General features: G+C 33.7%; 13 protein-coding genes and 1 pseudogene. 12 read left to right on the forward strand and 2 right to left on the reverse strand.

Annotation, left to right across the window (positions count from 1 at the left end; genetic code table 11):
• Positions 1-19 precede the first annotated feature (19 nt).
• The 8 genes from argS to K5I29_RS13340 all read left to right on the forward strand — a co-directional run bounded on the left by argS (position 20) and on the right by K5I29_RS13340 (position 11,516).
• Positions 20-1,798 (forward strand): arginine--tRNA ligase, encoded by a 1,779-nt coding sequence (argS, locus tag K5I29_RS13305; RefSeq protein ID WP_264433843.1) that lies wholly within the window; start codon positions 20-22, stop codon positions 1,796-1,798.
• 89 nt (positions 1,799-1,887) lie between these two features.
• On the forward strand, positions 1,888-3,276 hold the full coding sequence (locus K5I29_RS13310) for a GDSL-type esterase/lipase family protein (protein ID WP_264433844.1): 1,389 nt from the start codon (positions 1,888-1,890) through the stop codon (positions 3,274-3,276).
• Between the two features lie 5 nt (positions 3,277-3,281).
• Positions 3,282-4,715 carry a GDSL-type esterase/lipase family protein gene (locus K5I29_RS13315; RefSeq protein WP_264433845.1) on the forward strand — a complete coding sequence of 478 codons (1,434 nt, stop codon included), beginning with the start codon at positions 3,282-3,284 and terminating at the stop codon, positions 4,713-4,715.
• Positions 4,716-4,726: 11 nt separating this feature from the next.
• The gene (locus tag K5I29_RS13320; RefSeq protein WP_264433846.1) at positions 4,727-6,406 is read left to right on the forward strand and encodes an MBOAT family O-acyltransferase; all 1,680 of its coding nucleotides are present in this window, start codon (positions 4,727-4,729) and stop codon (positions 6,404-6,406) included.
• A 174-nt stretch (positions 6,407-6,580) separates the two neighbouring features.
• Positions 6,581-8,314: a carbon-nitrogen hydrolase family protein gene (locus tag K5I29_RS13325; RefSeq protein WP_264433847.1), complete on the forward strand. Its 1,734-nt coding sequence runs from the start codon at positions 6,581-6,583 to the stop codon at positions 8,312-8,314.
• Positions 8,315-8,668: 354 nt separating this feature from the next.
• On the forward strand, positions 8,669-10,009 hold the full coding sequence (gene ffh / locus K5I29_RS13330) for a signal recognition particle protein (RefSeq protein ID WP_264433848.1): 1,341 nt from the start codon (positions 8,669-8,671) through the stop codon (positions 10,007-10,009).
• Positions 10,010-10,086: 77 nt separating this feature from the next.
• Positions 10,087-10,974, forward strand: coding sequence for a bifunctional 5,10-methylenetetrahydrofolate dehydrogenase/5,10-methenyltetrahydrofolate cyclohydrolase (locus K5I29_RS13335; protein WP_264433849.1), 888 nt, complete (start codon positions 10,087-10,089; stop codon positions 10,972-10,974).
• 50 nt (positions 10,975-11,024) lie between these two features.
• Entirely contained in the window at positions 11,025-11,516 is a 492-nt protein-coding gene (locus K5I29_RS13340) for a GNAT family N-acetyltransferase (RefSeq protein ID WP_264433850.1), read from the forward strand.
• A gap of 141 nt (positions 11,517-11,657) precedes the next feature.
• Here K5I29_RS13340 and K5I29_RS13345 read toward each other — a convergent pair whose 3' ends face one another.
• Entirely contained in the window at positions 11,658-12,434 is a 777-nt protein-coding gene (locus K5I29_RS13345; protein ID WP_264433851.1) for a hypothetical protein, read from the reverse strand.
• A gap of 98 nt (positions 12,435-12,532) precedes the next feature.
• Between K5I29_RS13345 and K5I29_RS13350 the strand changes: the two genes are divergently transcribed.
• The gene (locus tag K5I29_RS13350) at positions 12,533-13,174 is read left to right on the forward strand and encodes an NAD(P)H-binding protein (protein WP_264433852.1); all 642 of its coding nucleotides are present in this window, start codon (positions 12,533-12,535) and stop codon (positions 13,172-13,174) included.
• 45 nt (positions 13,175-13,219) lie between these two features.
• Here the strand turns inward: K5I29_RS13350 and K5I29_RS13355 are convergent, their stop codons facing one another.
• Positions 13,220-13,552 (reverse strand): ribonuclease inhibitor, encoded by a 333-nt coding sequence (locus K5I29_RS13355; RefSeq protein ID WP_264433853.1) that lies wholly within the window; start codon positions 13,550-13,552, stop codon positions 13,220-13,222.
• An 87-nt stretch (positions 13,553-13,639) separates the two neighbouring features.
• Here K5I29_RS13355 and K5I29_RS13360 point away from each other — a divergent pair, with 87 nt between their 5' ends.
• From K5I29_RS13360 to K5I29_RS13370, 3 genes and pseudogenes are all read left to right on the forward strand, one after another.
• Entirely contained in the window at positions 13,640-14,230 is a 591-nt protein-coding gene (locus tag K5I29_RS13360; protein ID WP_264433854.1) for a hypothetical protein, read from the forward strand.
• A gap of 1 nt (position 14,231) precedes the next feature.
• A pseudogene (locus K5I29_RS13365) lies at positions 14,232-14,521 on the forward strand (winged helix-turn-helix domain-containing protein).
• A gap of 64 nt (positions 14,522-14,585) precedes the next feature.
• Complete coding sequence (locus tag K5I29_RS13370; protein WP_264433855.1) at positions 14,586-15,983, forward strand: DUF4153 domain-containing protein; 1,398 nt, start codon at positions 14,586-14,588, stop codon at positions 15,981-15,983.
• Positions 15,984-16,128 lie beyond the last annotated feature (145 nt).

Consider the following 16,128-nt stretch of genomic DNA (forward strand, 5'->3'; position numbering starts at 1 on the left):
TGTTCAAAAAATTAAATTCATGACGTTAACGCAACTCCTTACAGATCAAATTCAAAAAGCCGTACAAAATTTATTCGAAGTTTCTATTGATAAAGTAGAATTTCAGGCAACACGAAAAGAATTTGAAGGCGATATTACCGTTGTAATTTTTCCATTACTAAAACAAGTAAAATCTAATCCGGTAGAATTAGGTAACAAAATCGGAACCTATTTGGTAGAAAATCTTTCAGCAATTTCACGTTTTAACGTGGTTTCTGGTTTTTTAAACCTGGTAGTTTCTGACTCGTATTACGTAAACTTTTTTAACACCATTAAAAGCAATGCATCTTTTGGTACGGTAGCACCTAATCCTTCAGACAAAGCAATTATGGTAGAATATTCGTCGCCAAATACCAACAAACCGCTGCATTTAGGCCACGTACGTAACAACTTGTTAGGTTACTCGGTAGCCGAAATAATTAAAGCATCTGGTAAAAAAGTATATAAAACCCAAGTAATTAACGACCGCGGTATTCACATTTGCAAATCGATGCTGGCATGGCAAAAGTTTGGCGAAGGCGTAACTCCGGCATCATCTGGTAAAAAAGGCGATAAATTAGTGGGCGATTTTTATGTAGCTTTTGATAAAGAATATAAAGTTCAAATTAGCGAACTTATGGCGCAAGGCCTAAGTGAAGATGATGCCAAAAAAGAAGCACCTATTTTTAAAGAAGCCAAACAAATGTTGGTTGATTGGGAAGCTGGTAAACCTGAGGTTATTGAACTTTGGAAAACTATGAACCAATGGGTTTACGACGGGTTTGCTGTAACCTATAAAAATTTAGGAGTAGATTTTGATAGCTATTATTACGAATCAAATACCTATTTATTAGGAAAAGATGTAGTAGAAGATGGTTTAGCACGTGGCGTTTTTTATCGCAAACCAGATAACTCAGTTTGGATTGATTTAACCGAAGAAGGTTTAGATGAAAAATTGGTTTTACGTTCTGACGGAACTTCAGTTTACATGACTCAAGATATTGGTACGGCCATTCAGCGTATTAAAGATTTTCCTGATGTTGGTGGTTTGGTTTACACCGTAGGTAATGAGCAAGATTATCACTTTAAAGTACTTTTCTTAATCCTTAAAAAATTAGGATTTGATTGGGCCGATCATTTATACCATTTATCATACGGAATGGTAGATTTACCAACCGGAAAAATGAAATCGCGCGAAGGTACTGTAGTTGATGCCGATGAATTAATGGATGATATGACACAAACCGCTCGTGAAATATCTGAAGAATTAGGCAAATTAGATGGCTATACCGACCAAGAAAAAAATGAATTGTTTACCATTATTGGTTTAGGTGCCTTAAAATATTACATTTTAAAAGTAGATCCTAAAAAACGCATTTTGTTTAACCCGAAAGAATCTATTGATTTTGCTGGTAATACAGGGCCGTTTATTCAATATGCATACGCACGTATTCAATCTATTTTACGTAAAGCTGATTTTGATATTACTCAAAATATAGAATTACCAGAATTGCATGAAAAGGAAAAAGAACTAATTAAAGTAATGGAACTTTTCCCGAATGTAATTCAAGATGCAGCCAAAAATCATAGCCCAGCATTACTAGCTAATTATATTTATGATTTGGTACGTGAATACAACTCATTCTATCAAACCGTTTCTATTTTAGGGGAAGAAGATGAAGTTAAAAAAGTTTTTAGAGTACAAATTTCTAAAAAAGTAGGCGAAATTATTAAGTTGGCTTTCGGATTGTTAGGAATCCAGGTGCCAAATCGAATGTAATTCCTTATTTTTACTATTCCGAATTTTATAAGTTCAATCATATAGTGAAACAAAATAAAACAAAATATTTTTTACAAACATTAGCAATTATGGTACTTTCCATAGTTGCTTTTGTTTTACTAAAGCCTTTTTTACCAACAAAACTTTTTCCAGAAGCGCAAGCATCTTTAAAAAATATTGTGGTAGATAGCTTAATGTTAGAAGCATTAGCGGAAGAAGAAGTTGTAACACAAGTTGTAGTTTCGGATTCGGCCTCAACTTCAAATGCTTCTTCACGCAAACCCAACAACTACGCGTTTACCGAAACCGATTATGTGGGCTACCAACATTTGGTTGCATTTTTCGAAAAACTACATCGTTTAGAACAAACCGGAAAAGGCAATGTTCGTATTGCTTATTATGGCGATTCTATGAACGATGGCGATATGATTGTGCAAGATTTTAGAGCCAATTTTCAGGATCGTTTTGGCGGTAATGGTGTGGGTTTTGTAAATATTGCTTCAGAATCTTCTGCATCTCGTGGTACTGTTAAACATCAGCATTCTAAAAAATGGAAAACCGTTTCGTTCGTAAACACCAAAAGTTATTCATCACCTTTTGGGGTAAGCGGTAATGTGTTTTTTGCTAACGATACCAATGCATCGTATTGGGTAAATTACGAAGCATCATACTTTAAACATTTAACCAGTTTAGCTAAACCGGTTTTATATTACGGAAAGTCAAAAAACAAAAACGGTAAGTTATTGGTAATTCAAGATAAAGATACGGTGTACAAAACGCTAAATCCGTCACAATTACTTAACGTTTTACCGTTAACAGATTCTGGTAAAAAATTAAAATTGGTGTTTCAAAACGCAGATTCCATTCCGTTTTACGGAGTTGATTTTGAAAGCGAGTCAGGGGTTTATGTAGATAATTTTTCTAACCGAGGCAATTCTGGCTTACCATTAACCAGTTTAAAATCGGATGTTTTAAAAGCTTTTGATGCTAAGTTGCAGTATGATTTAATAATTTTACAATACGGAACTAACGTTTTAGGTAACGGTTCTAAAAATTTTGGTTGGTACGAAAACCGAATGAAAACCGTTATTGCACATTTACGTGCTGCCATGCCTAATGTTGCTATTGTTGTTGTTTCGGTTGCGGATAAAGCAACCAAATACAACGCACAAATGCAAACCGATTCTGCTGTTGTTCCTTTAATTCAAGCGCAACAAAATTATGCTCGCGATACCGAATCAGGTTTTATTAACCTGTATCAATTAATGGGCGGTTCGGGTGCTATGGTGAAATGGGCTGACGGAGAACCAGCCAAAGCCAATAAAGATTATACGCATTTTAATTATCGCGGTTCTAAATTAGTTGCCGATTTATTATATGATAAGTTTATGTTGGGATACGCCGAGTTTTTAAAACAACAAAAACCTGATGTTGCCACACCAATTGATAGTTTAACCGTTTCTGCCAAATCAAATTAGTTTGTATGCCTTTTAAAAATTGTATTTGTATTTTCGTTTTTAGCATAATTTTATCTACTTATGCACAACCTTTTCAAGATTTAATTGCTGAACCTGTAGCTGCAGATTCTGCTTTTATTTCACCTTTACAACCGGAACCAACTAACGATCCGATTGTAAACGCAGCTGCGTTAAATTCTTTTTTTAAACAATTACAAGATTTAGAAACTACGCAAAAAGGCAAGGTTAGAATAGTACAGGTTGGTGATTCACATATTCAAGCCGATTTTTTAACCAATGCAGCTAAAGCTGATTTGCAACAAAAGTTTGGAAATGGCGGTTTGGGTTTTGTTTTTCCGCACAAATTAGCCAAAACAAACGGACCTAATACCATTACATATAAAACCAATGCCATGTTTACATCAAGCCGAAATGTACGTCCGGTTGATGAACATCCTATCGGAATTGCTGGTTATTTGTTGTTTACAACCAATAAAAATTCGGCTATTGAAGTTACCATTCGCAACGAACAAGATTATGTAAATACCATAAAGCTTATTCAACCCAATAACAATCGTTTTTTTGATGTAGGTTTAAGCACCGGTAAGTTAATTCCGTTTCAAAACTACGCATCCAAGCCCATTACACACAAAGTAAAAGCTGGTGAAACCTTGTCGGCCATTGCACGCAATTACAAAACAACGGTTGATTTTATTAAAAAAAATAACGGATTAAAATCGAATACCATTGCCATTGGTAAAGTTTTAAAAGTTGGTAACGAGCAACAAGTAATTATTGATATCAATACGTCAGATTTTGAAATTATTGATTTAAAAAATGATGGCACAAGCTACGCATACAATTCAGATAAGTTATTAAGTACCTTTTATTTAATTCCTAATCAAGTAGGTAATGAATATTTTATAAACGGCTTGGTGTTAGAAAACAATAAATCTGGAATTACTTACAGCGGAATTGGTGTAAACGGAGCAAAACTTTCTGATTACAACAAGTTTGATTTGTTTTTTGAGCAGATGCAAGCTTTAGCACCTAATTTATTAATTGTAAGTTTTGGTACTAATGAATCTTTCGATAAAGTTTCGGTAACCGATTTTATGAATCAGCTAGAAATTTTTACTACCAAAGTAAAACAAAACAATCCTAATGTTGCCATTTTGGTTACTACGCCACCGCCATCAACCTTATATAAAAAATACGAAAACACGTATATTAATGAATATACACAAGCGCTTGTAGCTTTTGCTCAAACCAGCAATAAAATTGCTGTGTTTGATATGTACCATGCAATGGGAGGCAAGCAAGGCGTTCAGCAAAGTAAAGAAAAAGGTTTTTTAGCTAAAGACGAAGTACATTATACCAAAGCTGGTTATGAACAACAAGGAAAAGTTTTAGCTGATGCGCTTTTACAAGCTTATCAAAATTATATTTCTAACAAGTAGTTTAGTACTAAATGAAAAATTGGTTTAACCAACATATTATTCCGCAATTCGAGTTTTTAAATGCCGAAACCGTTCAAGCTTGGTTTACTTACAATCCGGCCGAACCTATGTTATTTAACACGGCTCGATTTTTTGCCATGTTTTTGGTGTTTTACAGCATTTATATTGCCTTACGTAAAACTTTTTACCCCCGTTTAATTTATGTAATTTGTTTTTCGTTATTTTTTTACTATTTATCTAGCGGAGCTTTTTTTATTCTTATTGTAGTTTCTTCACTGTTTGATTATGTTGTAACGAAACGCATGTATTATGCCAAATCTGAAGTTACCAAAAAAGTTATTGTTACGCTTAGCGTGATTGTTAACTTAGGGCTTTTGGGGTATTTTAAGTACATGAACTTTTTTATAGATTCTATAAACACGGTAAGTAATTCGTTTATAGAATTTCAAAAAATTGCACTTCCGGTCGGAATTTCTTTTTTTACTTTTCAATCTATAAGTTATGTAGTTGAGATTTACAGAAAAGAAATTAAACCTACCAAATCGTACATAGATTATCTGTTTTTTATATCCTTCTTCCCGCAATTGGTTGCCGGACCTATTGTTCGCGCCAAAGATTTTCTTTCGCAAATCTATACCGATTTAACCATCACGAAAGAGGATATGAATCAGGGAATGCTATTAATTATTGGAGGATTAATTAAAAAAGTTGTTATATCCGATTACATTTCATCCAACTTTGTTGATCGTGTGTACGATTTACCAACGGCTTATACTCCGTTTGAAAATTTAATGGCTTCTTACGGATATGCTATTCAAATTTATTGTGATTTTTCGGGTTATTCAGATATGGCCATTGGTATTGCTTTGTTATTAGGTTTTAAGTTACCAACTAACTTTAATACGCCATATCAATCGAAATCGATTACCGAATTTTGGCGCCGCTGGCACATTTCGTTATCTACTTGGTTAAAAGATTTTTTATATATTTCAGTAGGAGGGAACCGAAACGGAACCTTTGCTGGTTTTTTATTTCCGGTTTTGTTTTTTGCAGCTGTTTTAGGTTGGGGAATTTACATGTTAGATGCATCTATAATTCCATTACTTATAGCAATCGGTTCGTTGGTAGTTTTCTGTTTATCCTTTTTATTATCTAAAAACAAAGAACGCACCATGTTTACCGACGTAAACTTAATGACTACCATGTTGTTAGGTGGTTTATGGCACGGAGCAAGTTTGCGTTACATTGTTTGGGGTGCATTGCACGGGGTTGCTTTAGCTGTGCATAAATTGGTTTTAGAATATTTTCCTGAAACTGATAAAAAATCGTTTGGCAAAACTTTATGGCAAATATTCGCTGTTATTTTAACCTTTAACTTTGTAACGTTTTGTTGGATTTTTTTCCGAGCTAAAGATTTTGATACCGCATTACAAATTATAACCAATATTGGTAAACTAACGTTTGATTTTAACCAATGGTATATTATTTATCAAGGGTATGCCAATGTGTTTTTAGTAATGTTAATTGGTTTAGTTTGGCACTTTTTACCAACAGCCTGGTTACAAAAAATTCAAGCTGTATTTATTCAAGCGCCTTTGGTTGGTAAGGCTATTATTTTAGCTTTGGTTTATTGGTTGGTTTTTGCAACTGCACAAGAAGGCCCCCAACCATTTATTTATTTCCAGTTTTAAATCTACTATTCGTATAAATGCAATTACAAACATGTAATTGCATTTTTTTATTAAAAAAAACTTTGGTTTAACTGTTTTTTTATTGTTTTATGTAAAAATAAAGTCTTTATAATTATTGTTAAAATTTTGAGTTATAGGTTATAGTCTTTTATTCATCGTTTTAAATATTGTTTTATGAGTACTTTATTGCATAAAAAAATTAAAGTTGCAGCAGTAGATTTTATTCCTAAATGGGGAAGTTTTAATGAGAATTTAACCAATTTGGTTGATGCGGTTTCTGAAGTTGCAAAGCAAAATGTTGATTATGCTGTTTTTCCTGAAACCATTTTAAGTGGTTATTTGTTTACAGATAGCAACGAAATGGCTCCGTATTTTGATACCATTCCCGGAAAAACAACAGAAGCATTGTTGCCTTTGGTAAAAAAGCACAACATGTACATTAGCGTCGGAATTGCCGAACGTGATATTGAAAACAATGTACCGTACAACTCAGCTGTTTTATTAGGACCAGAAGGAATTGTTGGAGTTTACCGTAAAAACGGATTAAACTCACAAGATCAAAAAGTATTTGCTCCGGGTAATACCGGTATTCCTGTTTTTGATACAGCTCTTGGAAAAATTGGATTACTAATTTGTTACGACGATACGTATTGGCAATATGCACGTTTGGCTATGTTACAAGGTGCTCAAATAATTGGTTGGCATTCCGTTTCAGATCGTATTATGCCAGGTTCATCAAAAGCAGAATTAATTGGAGATCATTCTACCGTTTCACACGTGCAACATATGAGTGCTTTAAATGGTGTTTTTACCATTTGTGCAACACGTACCGGAATAGAAACAAATCCATTAACTAAAAAACAATTGTATTACAACGGCGGTTCTAGTATTTGGAATCCAATGGGGCAAAAAATAGCACAAGCACCAATTGTTGGTCCAGAAGAATTGCCTTATGGGCTTCATGGGGTTTACACAGCAATCATTCAGCTTGAAGAAGCTGCTGTACGTCAACAACAAATTTTAAAAAAACGTAAAACAGATTTATACAATCCATTACTTTCTTTTCATCGTTCTCCTACCGATGCAAACGCAACTACTACAACGTGTACAACTTCATTAAAAGCGGTTCAGTGGTTAACAAACGAATCAAAACTTGCTGGAGTTAAAGTTGCTAAAAACGAAATTTTAGTATTACCTGAACTCTCTGCATTACCACATACAAACACAATAAATGCAATATTAAATGCTGCAGAAAGCCAAAATGGCCCTTTTGAGCAACAGCTTTGTGCCATAGCAAAAGCAGGTGCTGGTTATGTAGTAGGCAGTTATCCTGAAAAAGATGCAGATAAAGTTTATCATACTGTTGTTTTAGCCGGACCAGACGGATCTGTTTTGGCACGCTACCGAGCAACGCATTTAAATGAACGTGATTTAGGCTGGGCAACGCCAGGAAATGAAGTTAGCGTTACAAGTACTCCAATTGGGCGCATTGCGTTGGCTGTAGCTTATGAGTTAGAAATAACCGAACTTGGCGGAATGTACGCTGCGTTACGTGCAGATGTTTTAGCTGCACCGGCTGGTTTGCCGCATCCGCTTAAAGTACAAATTGATGCGAATTTATATTCAATAAAAAATCCACCAACAAATAAGGCCGATTATTATCCGTATGCTGCTGCAACTTTAAACCAAATGTGGGTTATTTGTGGCGGACGTCGTGAAGGTGCATTTACAAGTGCTGCTATTTATGGACCAGAACCAGTTGTACTTACCGAAACTTTATTAGCTGCAGAAAATGAAGATGCAGTGCAACTTACAAGTACTATTCCTGCTCCATATTCTTGGCTGAATCAAGAACGATTAATTACGGGGCAAGTTGCTGCTTTATTTCCGCCAATTGTAAAAAAGTAAATTGAAAATTTGCAATATTCTTTTTAAAAAAGTAAATTGGTTGTACGTGGTAGAATAAAAAATATTTTTTAAACCAAGAATAATTATGAATCAACCATTTTATTTAACTAAAAACTTCATGCTTTTATCCTTGTTTTATTGGCTTTTTTGTTTATATATCACATAGGAAAAGCTACCGGAAAGCTTATTTATTGGCTTGGACAATAATAATTTTAAACTGAAAACAATCTTTCTATCTTTTAAATAAAAAAAGTGTTGTGTTTTTTGCAGCACTTTTTTTTATATGTTACTTTTTATTTTATACTATCAATCAAATTATTAAATTTGCAGTTCTAAAATTCGATACAAAAAATTATGTTTGATAATTTAAGCGATAAACTTGATAAAGCCTTTCATATTTTAAAAGGCCATGGTAAAATTACCGAGGTAAACGTAGCAGATACATTAAAAGAAGTTCGAAGAGCTTTATTAGATGCCGACGTAAACTTTAAAATAGCTAAAGATTTTACTACACGTGTAAAAGAAAAAGCAATTGGTGCAGACGTATTAACTACCTTGCAACCAAGTCAATTAATGGTTAAAATTGTAAAAGACGAATTAACCGAATTGATGGGTGGCGATGCTGTTGGCGTAAACTTATCAGGTAATCCTTCAGTTATCCTAATGTCGGGGTTACAAGGTTCGGGTAAAACTACCTTTTCTGGTAAATTAGCTAACTTTTTAACTACTAAAAAAAATAAAAAAGTTTTATTAGTTGCTTGTGATATTTATCGTCCGGCAGCTATTAACCAGCTTCATGTAGTTGGAGAACAAATTGGGGTAGAAGTTTATTCGGAACCAGAAAATAAAAATGCAGTTGAAATTGCTCAAAATGCAATTAAACACGCAAAAGCAAACGGATTTAATGTTGTAATTGTCGATACAGCAGGGCGTTTAGCGATTGATGAAGAAATGATGACCGAGATTGCTAACGTTCATAAAGCTATTCAACCGCAAGAAACGTTATTTGTTGTAGATGCTATGACAGGGCAAGATGCTGTAAATACAGCTAAAGCTTTTAACGATCGTTTAGATTTTGATGGTGTTATTTTAACTAAATTAGATGGTGATACACGCGGTGGTGCTGCTATTACAATTAAATCGGTTGTAAATAAGCCAATCAAATTCATCGGTACCGGTGAAAAAATGGAAGCGATTGATGTGTTCTATCCAGATCGTATGGCCGACCGTATTTTAGGTATGGGTGACGTAGTTTCGTTAGTAGAACGCGCGCAAGAACAATACGACGAAGAAGAAGCACGTAAGCTTCAGAAAAAAATTGCCAAAAACGAATTCGGTTTCGACGATTTCTTGTCTCAAATCCAACAAGTTAAAAAAATGGGTAACATGAAGGACCTTGTAGGAATGATTCCTGGTGCTTCTAAAGCCTTAAAAGATGTAGAAATTGAAGATGATGCTTTTAAGCACATCGAAGCTATTATATTTTCAATGACGCCAAGTGAACGTAAATCGCCTGCACTTATAGACCCAAAACGTAAAGCACGTATTGCTAAAGGTTCTGGAACAAGCATTCAGCAAATTAATCAATTGCTGAAACAATTTGACCAAATGAGCAAAATGATGAAAATGATGCAAGGCTCTGGCGGTAAAAATTTAATGCGCATGATGGGCGGCATGAAAGGAATGATGAAATAACTAGAATAAAGACGCGTGCAAACGCGTCTTTCTACTTTTATCTATAACAACAACACAATTCATTACAACACACAACTATGCAACTACTAGACGGAAAAAAAGTTTCTGAAGAAATTAAAAATGAAATCGCAATCGAGGTGCAAGCTCTTTTAGATCAAGGCCAAAAAGTACCTCATTTAGCTGCGGTATTAGTAGGTTCTAACGGAGCAAGCTTAACTTACGTTGGTTCTAAAGTTAAAACCTGTCAAAAAATTGGTTTTAAATCTACCTTAATAGAACTGCCTGAAACCATTACTGAATCCGAATTATTACAAAAAATTGACGAGTTAAATACTGACGATGAAATTGACGGATTTATTGTTCAATTACCTTTGCCAAAACATATAAATGAGCAAACCGTTTTAATGGCAATTGATCCGGATAAAGATGTAGACGGGTTTCATCCAACCAACTTTGGTCGTATGGCTTTAGAATTAGAAGCTTTTATTCCAGCAACACCGTTCGGAATTTTACAATTATTACACCGTAATGCTATTGAAACTAAAGGTAAACACGTAGTAGTAATTGGCCGATCTAACATTGTTGGTCGTCCAATGAGCATCTTAATGTCGCAAAAAGGCATGGCAGGTAACGCTACTGTAACTTTAGCCAATTCGTATACCAAAAACTTAAACGAATTATGTCAAGAAGCTGATATTATTGTTACTGCATTAGGCGTTCCAGAATTTTTAAAGGCAGATATGGTTAAAGACGGCGTTGTAATTGTAGATGTAGGTATTACACGCGTGCCTGATGCAACGAACCCAAAGGGTTATGTAATTAAAGGCGATGTAGATTTTGATAATGTTAAAAACAAAGCATCTTGGATTACGCCCGTTCCTGGTGGAGTTGGCCCAATGACCATTGCTATGTTAATGAAAAATACTTTATTCGCGCGTCAGCGTCGATCAAAAAAACAAAAATAAACCCGTAATATGCAACCAAATTAGTAAATTTAGGTTGCATTTTTTTTAATATGAATATTCAATCCATAACAACAAGCCAATTACCCATTATCAAACAATTGGCTTATCAAATTTGGCCCATTTGCTACGCAAAAATTTTAGATTCTGACCAAATTAATTACATGTTGTCAAACTTTTATGCATTATCAAGCTTAGAAGAACAGCTAAACCAAGGCCATCAATTCGTTGTGCTTTACGAAAACGATTTACCCGTCGGATTTGCATCCTACCAGCACAATGCCGATCAAACCAACCAAACCAAATTACATAAGTTGTATGTTAGTACTGATAAGCATAAAAAAGGATTGGGCCAAAAACTTATGAATTATGTGATTATGCAAGCTGCCATGGCCAAAAGTACAGCCGTATTTTTAAATGTAAACCGTTATAACGATGCCCTACATTTTTACACTAAAAATAACTTCGAAATTATAAAAGAAGAAGATATTGCTATCGGTAACGGTTATTTAATGGAAGATTATGTAATGCAAAAACAATTATAAGGGCGTTTCGTTTGCCTGCCTTTTATAAGCAGGCAAACGGCGGTTTTTCGCGTTATCTTTTTAAGCAAAAAGCTTAAAAAGGATGCTGCTTCAATCCCTAACGCATAAAAAAATCGAAGGTTTTCTTCGATTTTTTATTTTTTATAATTTAATATATTTATTTTCTATAGCATAACCTACAATGGCTGTGGCCACCGGATCAAACGACGCACGCGATTCTGGTTTTGCTTTTTGTGCCGGAATTACAACGCTTGTACCATTTGTAAAAACTAAGGTTCCGTTATTATTTGCGCTTTCCCAAATGCCAATTTGTTTTCCGTCTGCGTTGTAAATTTCATAAATCAAATCAAAAGTACCGCTCCCTTTTTTTCTTTTTAACGATCCGTATTTGTTTTTGTAATTCAAAACAATTTCACCTTTATCGTTAAAATCTACCTTGCTGTTTTCCGCGATTTTGTTTATGCGATTTAATTCATCATCAATAACCTTTTCTTTCCCCATAATTATCGCCTTCACGTCTAAATTAGAAGCTAAAATTTGTTCGGCAACTTGAGTATCTAATCCTTCAGGAGTAAAAAGTTTATATTCGGCAAGCGTAAAATCAAGTAACATTTTCTTTTCAAACGAGATAGGAGATTTATCCCCTTTATTATAAATAGAAACGTACGTTGCACCATCGGGCGATGTAACTTCGTAATAAACTTCTCTTGTATTTTGATCTATAACATGTACATTGGGTTTAATTTTTAAAATTTCTTGCCCGTTTAAATCAGAAATGGTGTACCATCTTTTCTGAGCTTTGAATGTTGCAATGGGTTTGTCATCAAATAAAATCTGATTTTTTTTAGTTTTTATATTCTGTCCTAAAGCAAGGGCTGAGGTTAAAGCAAACCCCAAAAGGCATAATGTTTTTTTCATAACTTTTGTATTGAATTATTCGTACCACTATAACGAATATCTGTTTTAATTGAGTATTTTTAATATCGATTATAACAAGCATTTAAACGAATTTAACTATGAAAGCATTGGTTTTAGGCGCAACCGGCGCAACCGGACAACAACTTGTACAACAATTGTTACAAAATCCTGATTACGAACAAGTTTTGGTTGTGGTTCGTAAAGCAAGTTTTAAGCCCGAACCTAAGCTTACCGAATTGGTTGTTACTTTTGATGAATTGCAAAATTATAAAGAGCATTTTGTTGGTGATGTTGCTTTTTCTTGTTTGGGTACTACACTTAAAGCTGCCGGAAGTAAAGAAGCGCAATGGTTAGTAGATTATGAATATCAATATGAATTTGCAAGCTTATGTGCAGCCAACCAAGTTTCAACATTTGTTTTAGTTTCTGCAGTAGGAGCTAAGGCCGATTCGGCTTTTTTTTACAATAATTTAAAAGGAAGTTTAGAAGATGCGGTTAAAAAACTTTTGTTTACTAAAACCATTATTTTTCAACCCGCAGGATTAATTCGTCCTAATTCTGACCGAATGGGCGAAAAGGTTTTTATTCGTCTTACAAAAATTATAAATGCTTTTGGTTTGTTACTAAAATACAAACCTGTTACAACTGCTAATTTGGCCCAAGCCATGCAAAACGCAGTGTTAAAACAACCGAATGGCATTTCAACAATTGGCTTGTCAGCCATTTATAACTTACTTTAGTTCTAACATTATGTTGGGATGAGATTCGAATATTTCGAGCAGAATTTAAAAATACGTGCTACCGGTGCCTTGTACCAATTCGTCAAGTTGCTTTTGTATCAACTTTTTGTTGTACATGGTGTTGTTTAATTTTGTTTCTAAATAAGTTCGGGTAGTTTGTAATCCTAAATTAACTCGGCTTATTTGGCTGTTATTCCAAATAAAAAGTATTTTTTTGTGGTTTGCTATTGCGCTAAATCCGCTGTACAACACATCGTTTAGCGCATCCAAGCTTTCACCTAATTGCCAAGTTTCATTTTGCATCAGCAATCGGTTTATTTCTATGTAAAAGCTCGGAATGCTAACAACATTTTTTCCTTCAATATAAAATGTTTTCATGGGTATTTCATTTCAACTATAAAAATAATATTTTTTTGTAGGATATTTAAATTTTTCAAATAACTTTGTATTGCAAAGTAAAATGATATGGCATCAAAAATTCAAGACGATTTATCGCACATTAAAAATATGATGGAACGTTCTACGCGTTTTATTTCATTAAGCGGATTAAGCGGCGTTTTAGCTGGTACGGTTGCATTAGTTGGTGCTTACATAGCGCATTTTATGTTACAGGTAAACCAGAATCAGCCAAATACGTATTCGGTTTTTAGTTTTGTTATGTTGGCATTGGTTGTTTTGGTAGTTGCTATTTCGGCTGGGGTTTATTTTACGGTAAGTAAAAGTAAAAAATTACAGCTTCCTTTTTGGACATCAGCAAGCAAAAATGTGCTGATTGCTTTGGCAGTTCCGTTAGTAACGGGCGGTATTTTTTGTTTGTCTTTGCTTGCGCATAAATTATTTTGGCTTTTAGTACCTGTTATGTTGTTGTTTTACGGTTTGGCACTTGTTAATGCAGAAAAATATACATTTTCCGATATTAAATATTTAGGATTTTGCCAAATTGTTTTAGGGCTTATTGCTGCTTTTGTAACCAATTATGCACTTGTTTTTTGGGCTTTAGGTTTTGGGGTGTTACATATTTTGTACGGAATTATTCTGTATAAAAAATACAATTAGCATGGGGATTATTGAACGACTAAATAAAGATTTTGAAAGTAGGGTTCGCCTTGGCATCATGTCCATTTTAATGGTAAACGATTGGGTAGATTTTAATGAAATGAAAGTTTTACTTGACGTTACCGATGGAAATTTAGCCAGCCATACCGCTGCGCTTGAAAAAAAGAATATATTTTGATTAAAAAGGAGTTTGTGGGTAAAAAGCCAAAAACTTCTTACCAAGCAACGCAATTAGGAAAGGCGGAGTTTAAAAAGCATTTAGCTGCTTTAGAAAAATTAATGAGACACTAATTGTCTTATTTTTTTAAACAATAACTTTGAATAGCAAAGTACTTTATATTTAAATTCAATCATCATGAAAAAACATCTTTTAATTTTAATTTCAGCTGTGGTTTTTACAGCTTTATTTTACAACGAAAGCGTGGGTATTAATCTTAGCCTTTTCGGATTTTTTCTTTTGCTGCTCACTTGGTTTCAATTTCCAAAAGCTAAAAAAAACGCAAACTTTTTGTTGGTGAGCATTTGTTGTTTATTAATTTTAATTTCTAATGCTTGGCTTTTTGGTCCCGAAACGTTTATTATGACCTTTTTGTCTTTAGCCTTATTGCGTGTGTATGCGCAGTATCCAACGTTTAAACTTCCGTTTACCGTTTTGGCTGTTCCAGCACAAGGGCTTGCAACTTTTGCACGTGTTTTTTTACCCCAACCAGGATTGGCCATTCCTGCAACAAGCAAAGCTGTATTTTTAAAAAAGATGGTTGCTTATGCCATAATTCCATTTCTATTTATTATAGGATTTGTATCTATTTATATACTGAATAGTGATTTTTTATCTAATGTTTTTTTAAACTTCAATTTCAATATTAATGTATTCCTTATTGTTATTTTCTTGCTAGGTTTTTATTTGTCATTTAGTTTTTGGGACGGATGGATTTATAGTGGATTGCAACAATTTTCGGCTTCATGTAAAGATGGGTTATCTTATAAAGAAGATGAGAATGCGTATATGCCTGAAAAAGTTGAAATAAATAGTGGTGTAATTACATTTTCAATTCTTAATGTTTTATTGATTTTATTTATAGGTATTTATGCGTACGAGCAATTTTTTATTCCTCAAAATTTTGCGAACCTAAGTATTCAAACACATCAGCGTGTAAATTCACTTATCGTTTCAATACTTATGGCTGTTGTAGTTATTCTATATTTTTTCAGAAATCGATTAAACTTTTCAAAACATAATAAGAATCTTAAAAAAATAGTTTTCGGTTGGATTGTTTTAAACTCCTTGTTAGTTTGCTTAACCGCAATAAAAACAGTAGATTATATTGTGCATTTAGGATTAACTTACCAAAGGTTAGGTGTTTTATGTTTTTTAGCTGTTTGCCTAGTGGGATTATTTTTCACTTATGTAAAAGTGAAGCATGTAAAAACTACGTTTTATTTACTAAATAAAATGAGTTGGGTGGTTTATGTAAGTTTAATTGTAGTTTCGGTTCCGAATTGGTCGGCATTAATAACTCAATATAACTTACAACAACCTAATGTGGATTTAGAATATTTAACTTATGCTGTACGATATAATGAGAATCAAATGTTGTTGCATTATAAAACACAACCAGATTCTGAGCAATATAGAAATGCTTATTTCAATATTCTAAAAAAGCAAAATTTCGGTTTCTTATCTAAAGAATTGTATTATGAAACTATTAAGCTGGATGATTTTCCTAAACCAATTAAAGCTGAAGTAGATTAAAATGTTTCAAAATAATTATATAATAGTAAAAAGAGTAAAAAACTTAAGTCAGGTTTACCTGACTTTTTTTATTTATGGCGTATCCCTCGTATCCTCGGGCCGGGCTTTTCGCTTTATCTTTTTGTTGAGGTTTTGTAAACCCAAC

The sequence above is a fragment of the Flavobacterium agricola genome (assembly GCF_025919725.1).
GTDB classification, from domain to species: Bacteria; Bacteroidota; Bacteroidia; order Flavobacteriales; family Flavobacteriaceae; genus Flavobacterium; species Flavobacterium agricola.

Coding starts and splice junctions, on each gene's coding strand:
- argS (WP_264433843.1), top strand. CDS start 20: ATGACGTTAACGCAACTCCTTACAGATCAAATTCAAAAAGCCGTACAA.
- K5I29_RS13310 (WP_264433844.1), top strand. CDS start 1,888: ATGGTACTTTCCATAGTTGCTTTTGTTTTACTAAAGCCTTTTTTACCA.
- K5I29_RS13315 (WP_264433845.1), top strand. CDS start 3,282: ATGCCTTTTAAAAATTGTATTTGTATTTTCGTTTTTAGCATAATTTTA.
- K5I29_RS13320 (WP_264433846.1), top strand. CDS start 4,727: ATGAAAAATTGGTTTAACCAACATATTATTCCGCAATTCGAGTTTTTA.
- K5I29_RS13325 (WP_264433847.1), top strand. CDS start 6,581: ATGAGTACTTTATTGCATAAAAAAATTAAAGTTGCAGCAGTAGATTTT.
- ffh (WP_264433848.1), top strand. CDS start 8,669: ATGTTTGATAATTTAAGCGATAAACTTGATAAAGCCTTTCATATTTTA.
- K5I29_RS13335 (WP_264433849.1), top strand. CDS start 10,087: ATGCAACTACTAGACGGAAAAAAAGTTTCTGAAGAAATTAAAAATGAA.
- K5I29_RS13340 (WP_264433850.1), top strand. CDS start 11,025: ATGAATATTCAATCCATAACAACAAGCCAATTACCCATTATCAAACAA.
- K5I29_RS13345 (WP_264433851.1), bottom strand. CDS start 12,434: ATGAAAAAAACATTATGCCTTTTGGGGTTTGCTTTAACCTCAGCCCTT.
- K5I29_RS13350 (WP_264433852.1), top strand. CDS start 12,533: ATGAAAGCATTGGTTTTAGGCGCAACCGGCGCAACCGGACAACAACTT.
- K5I29_RS13355 (WP_264433853.1), bottom strand. CDS start 13,552: ATGAAAACATTTTATATTGAAGGAAAAAATGTTGTTAGCATTCCGAGC.
- K5I29_RS13360 (WP_264433854.1), top strand. CDS start 13,640: ATGGCATCAAAAATTCAAGACGATTTATCGCACATTAAAAATATGATG.
- K5I29_RS13370 (WP_264433855.1), top strand. CDS start 14,586: ATGAAAAAACATCTTTTAATTTTAATTTCAGCTGTGGTTTTTACAGCT.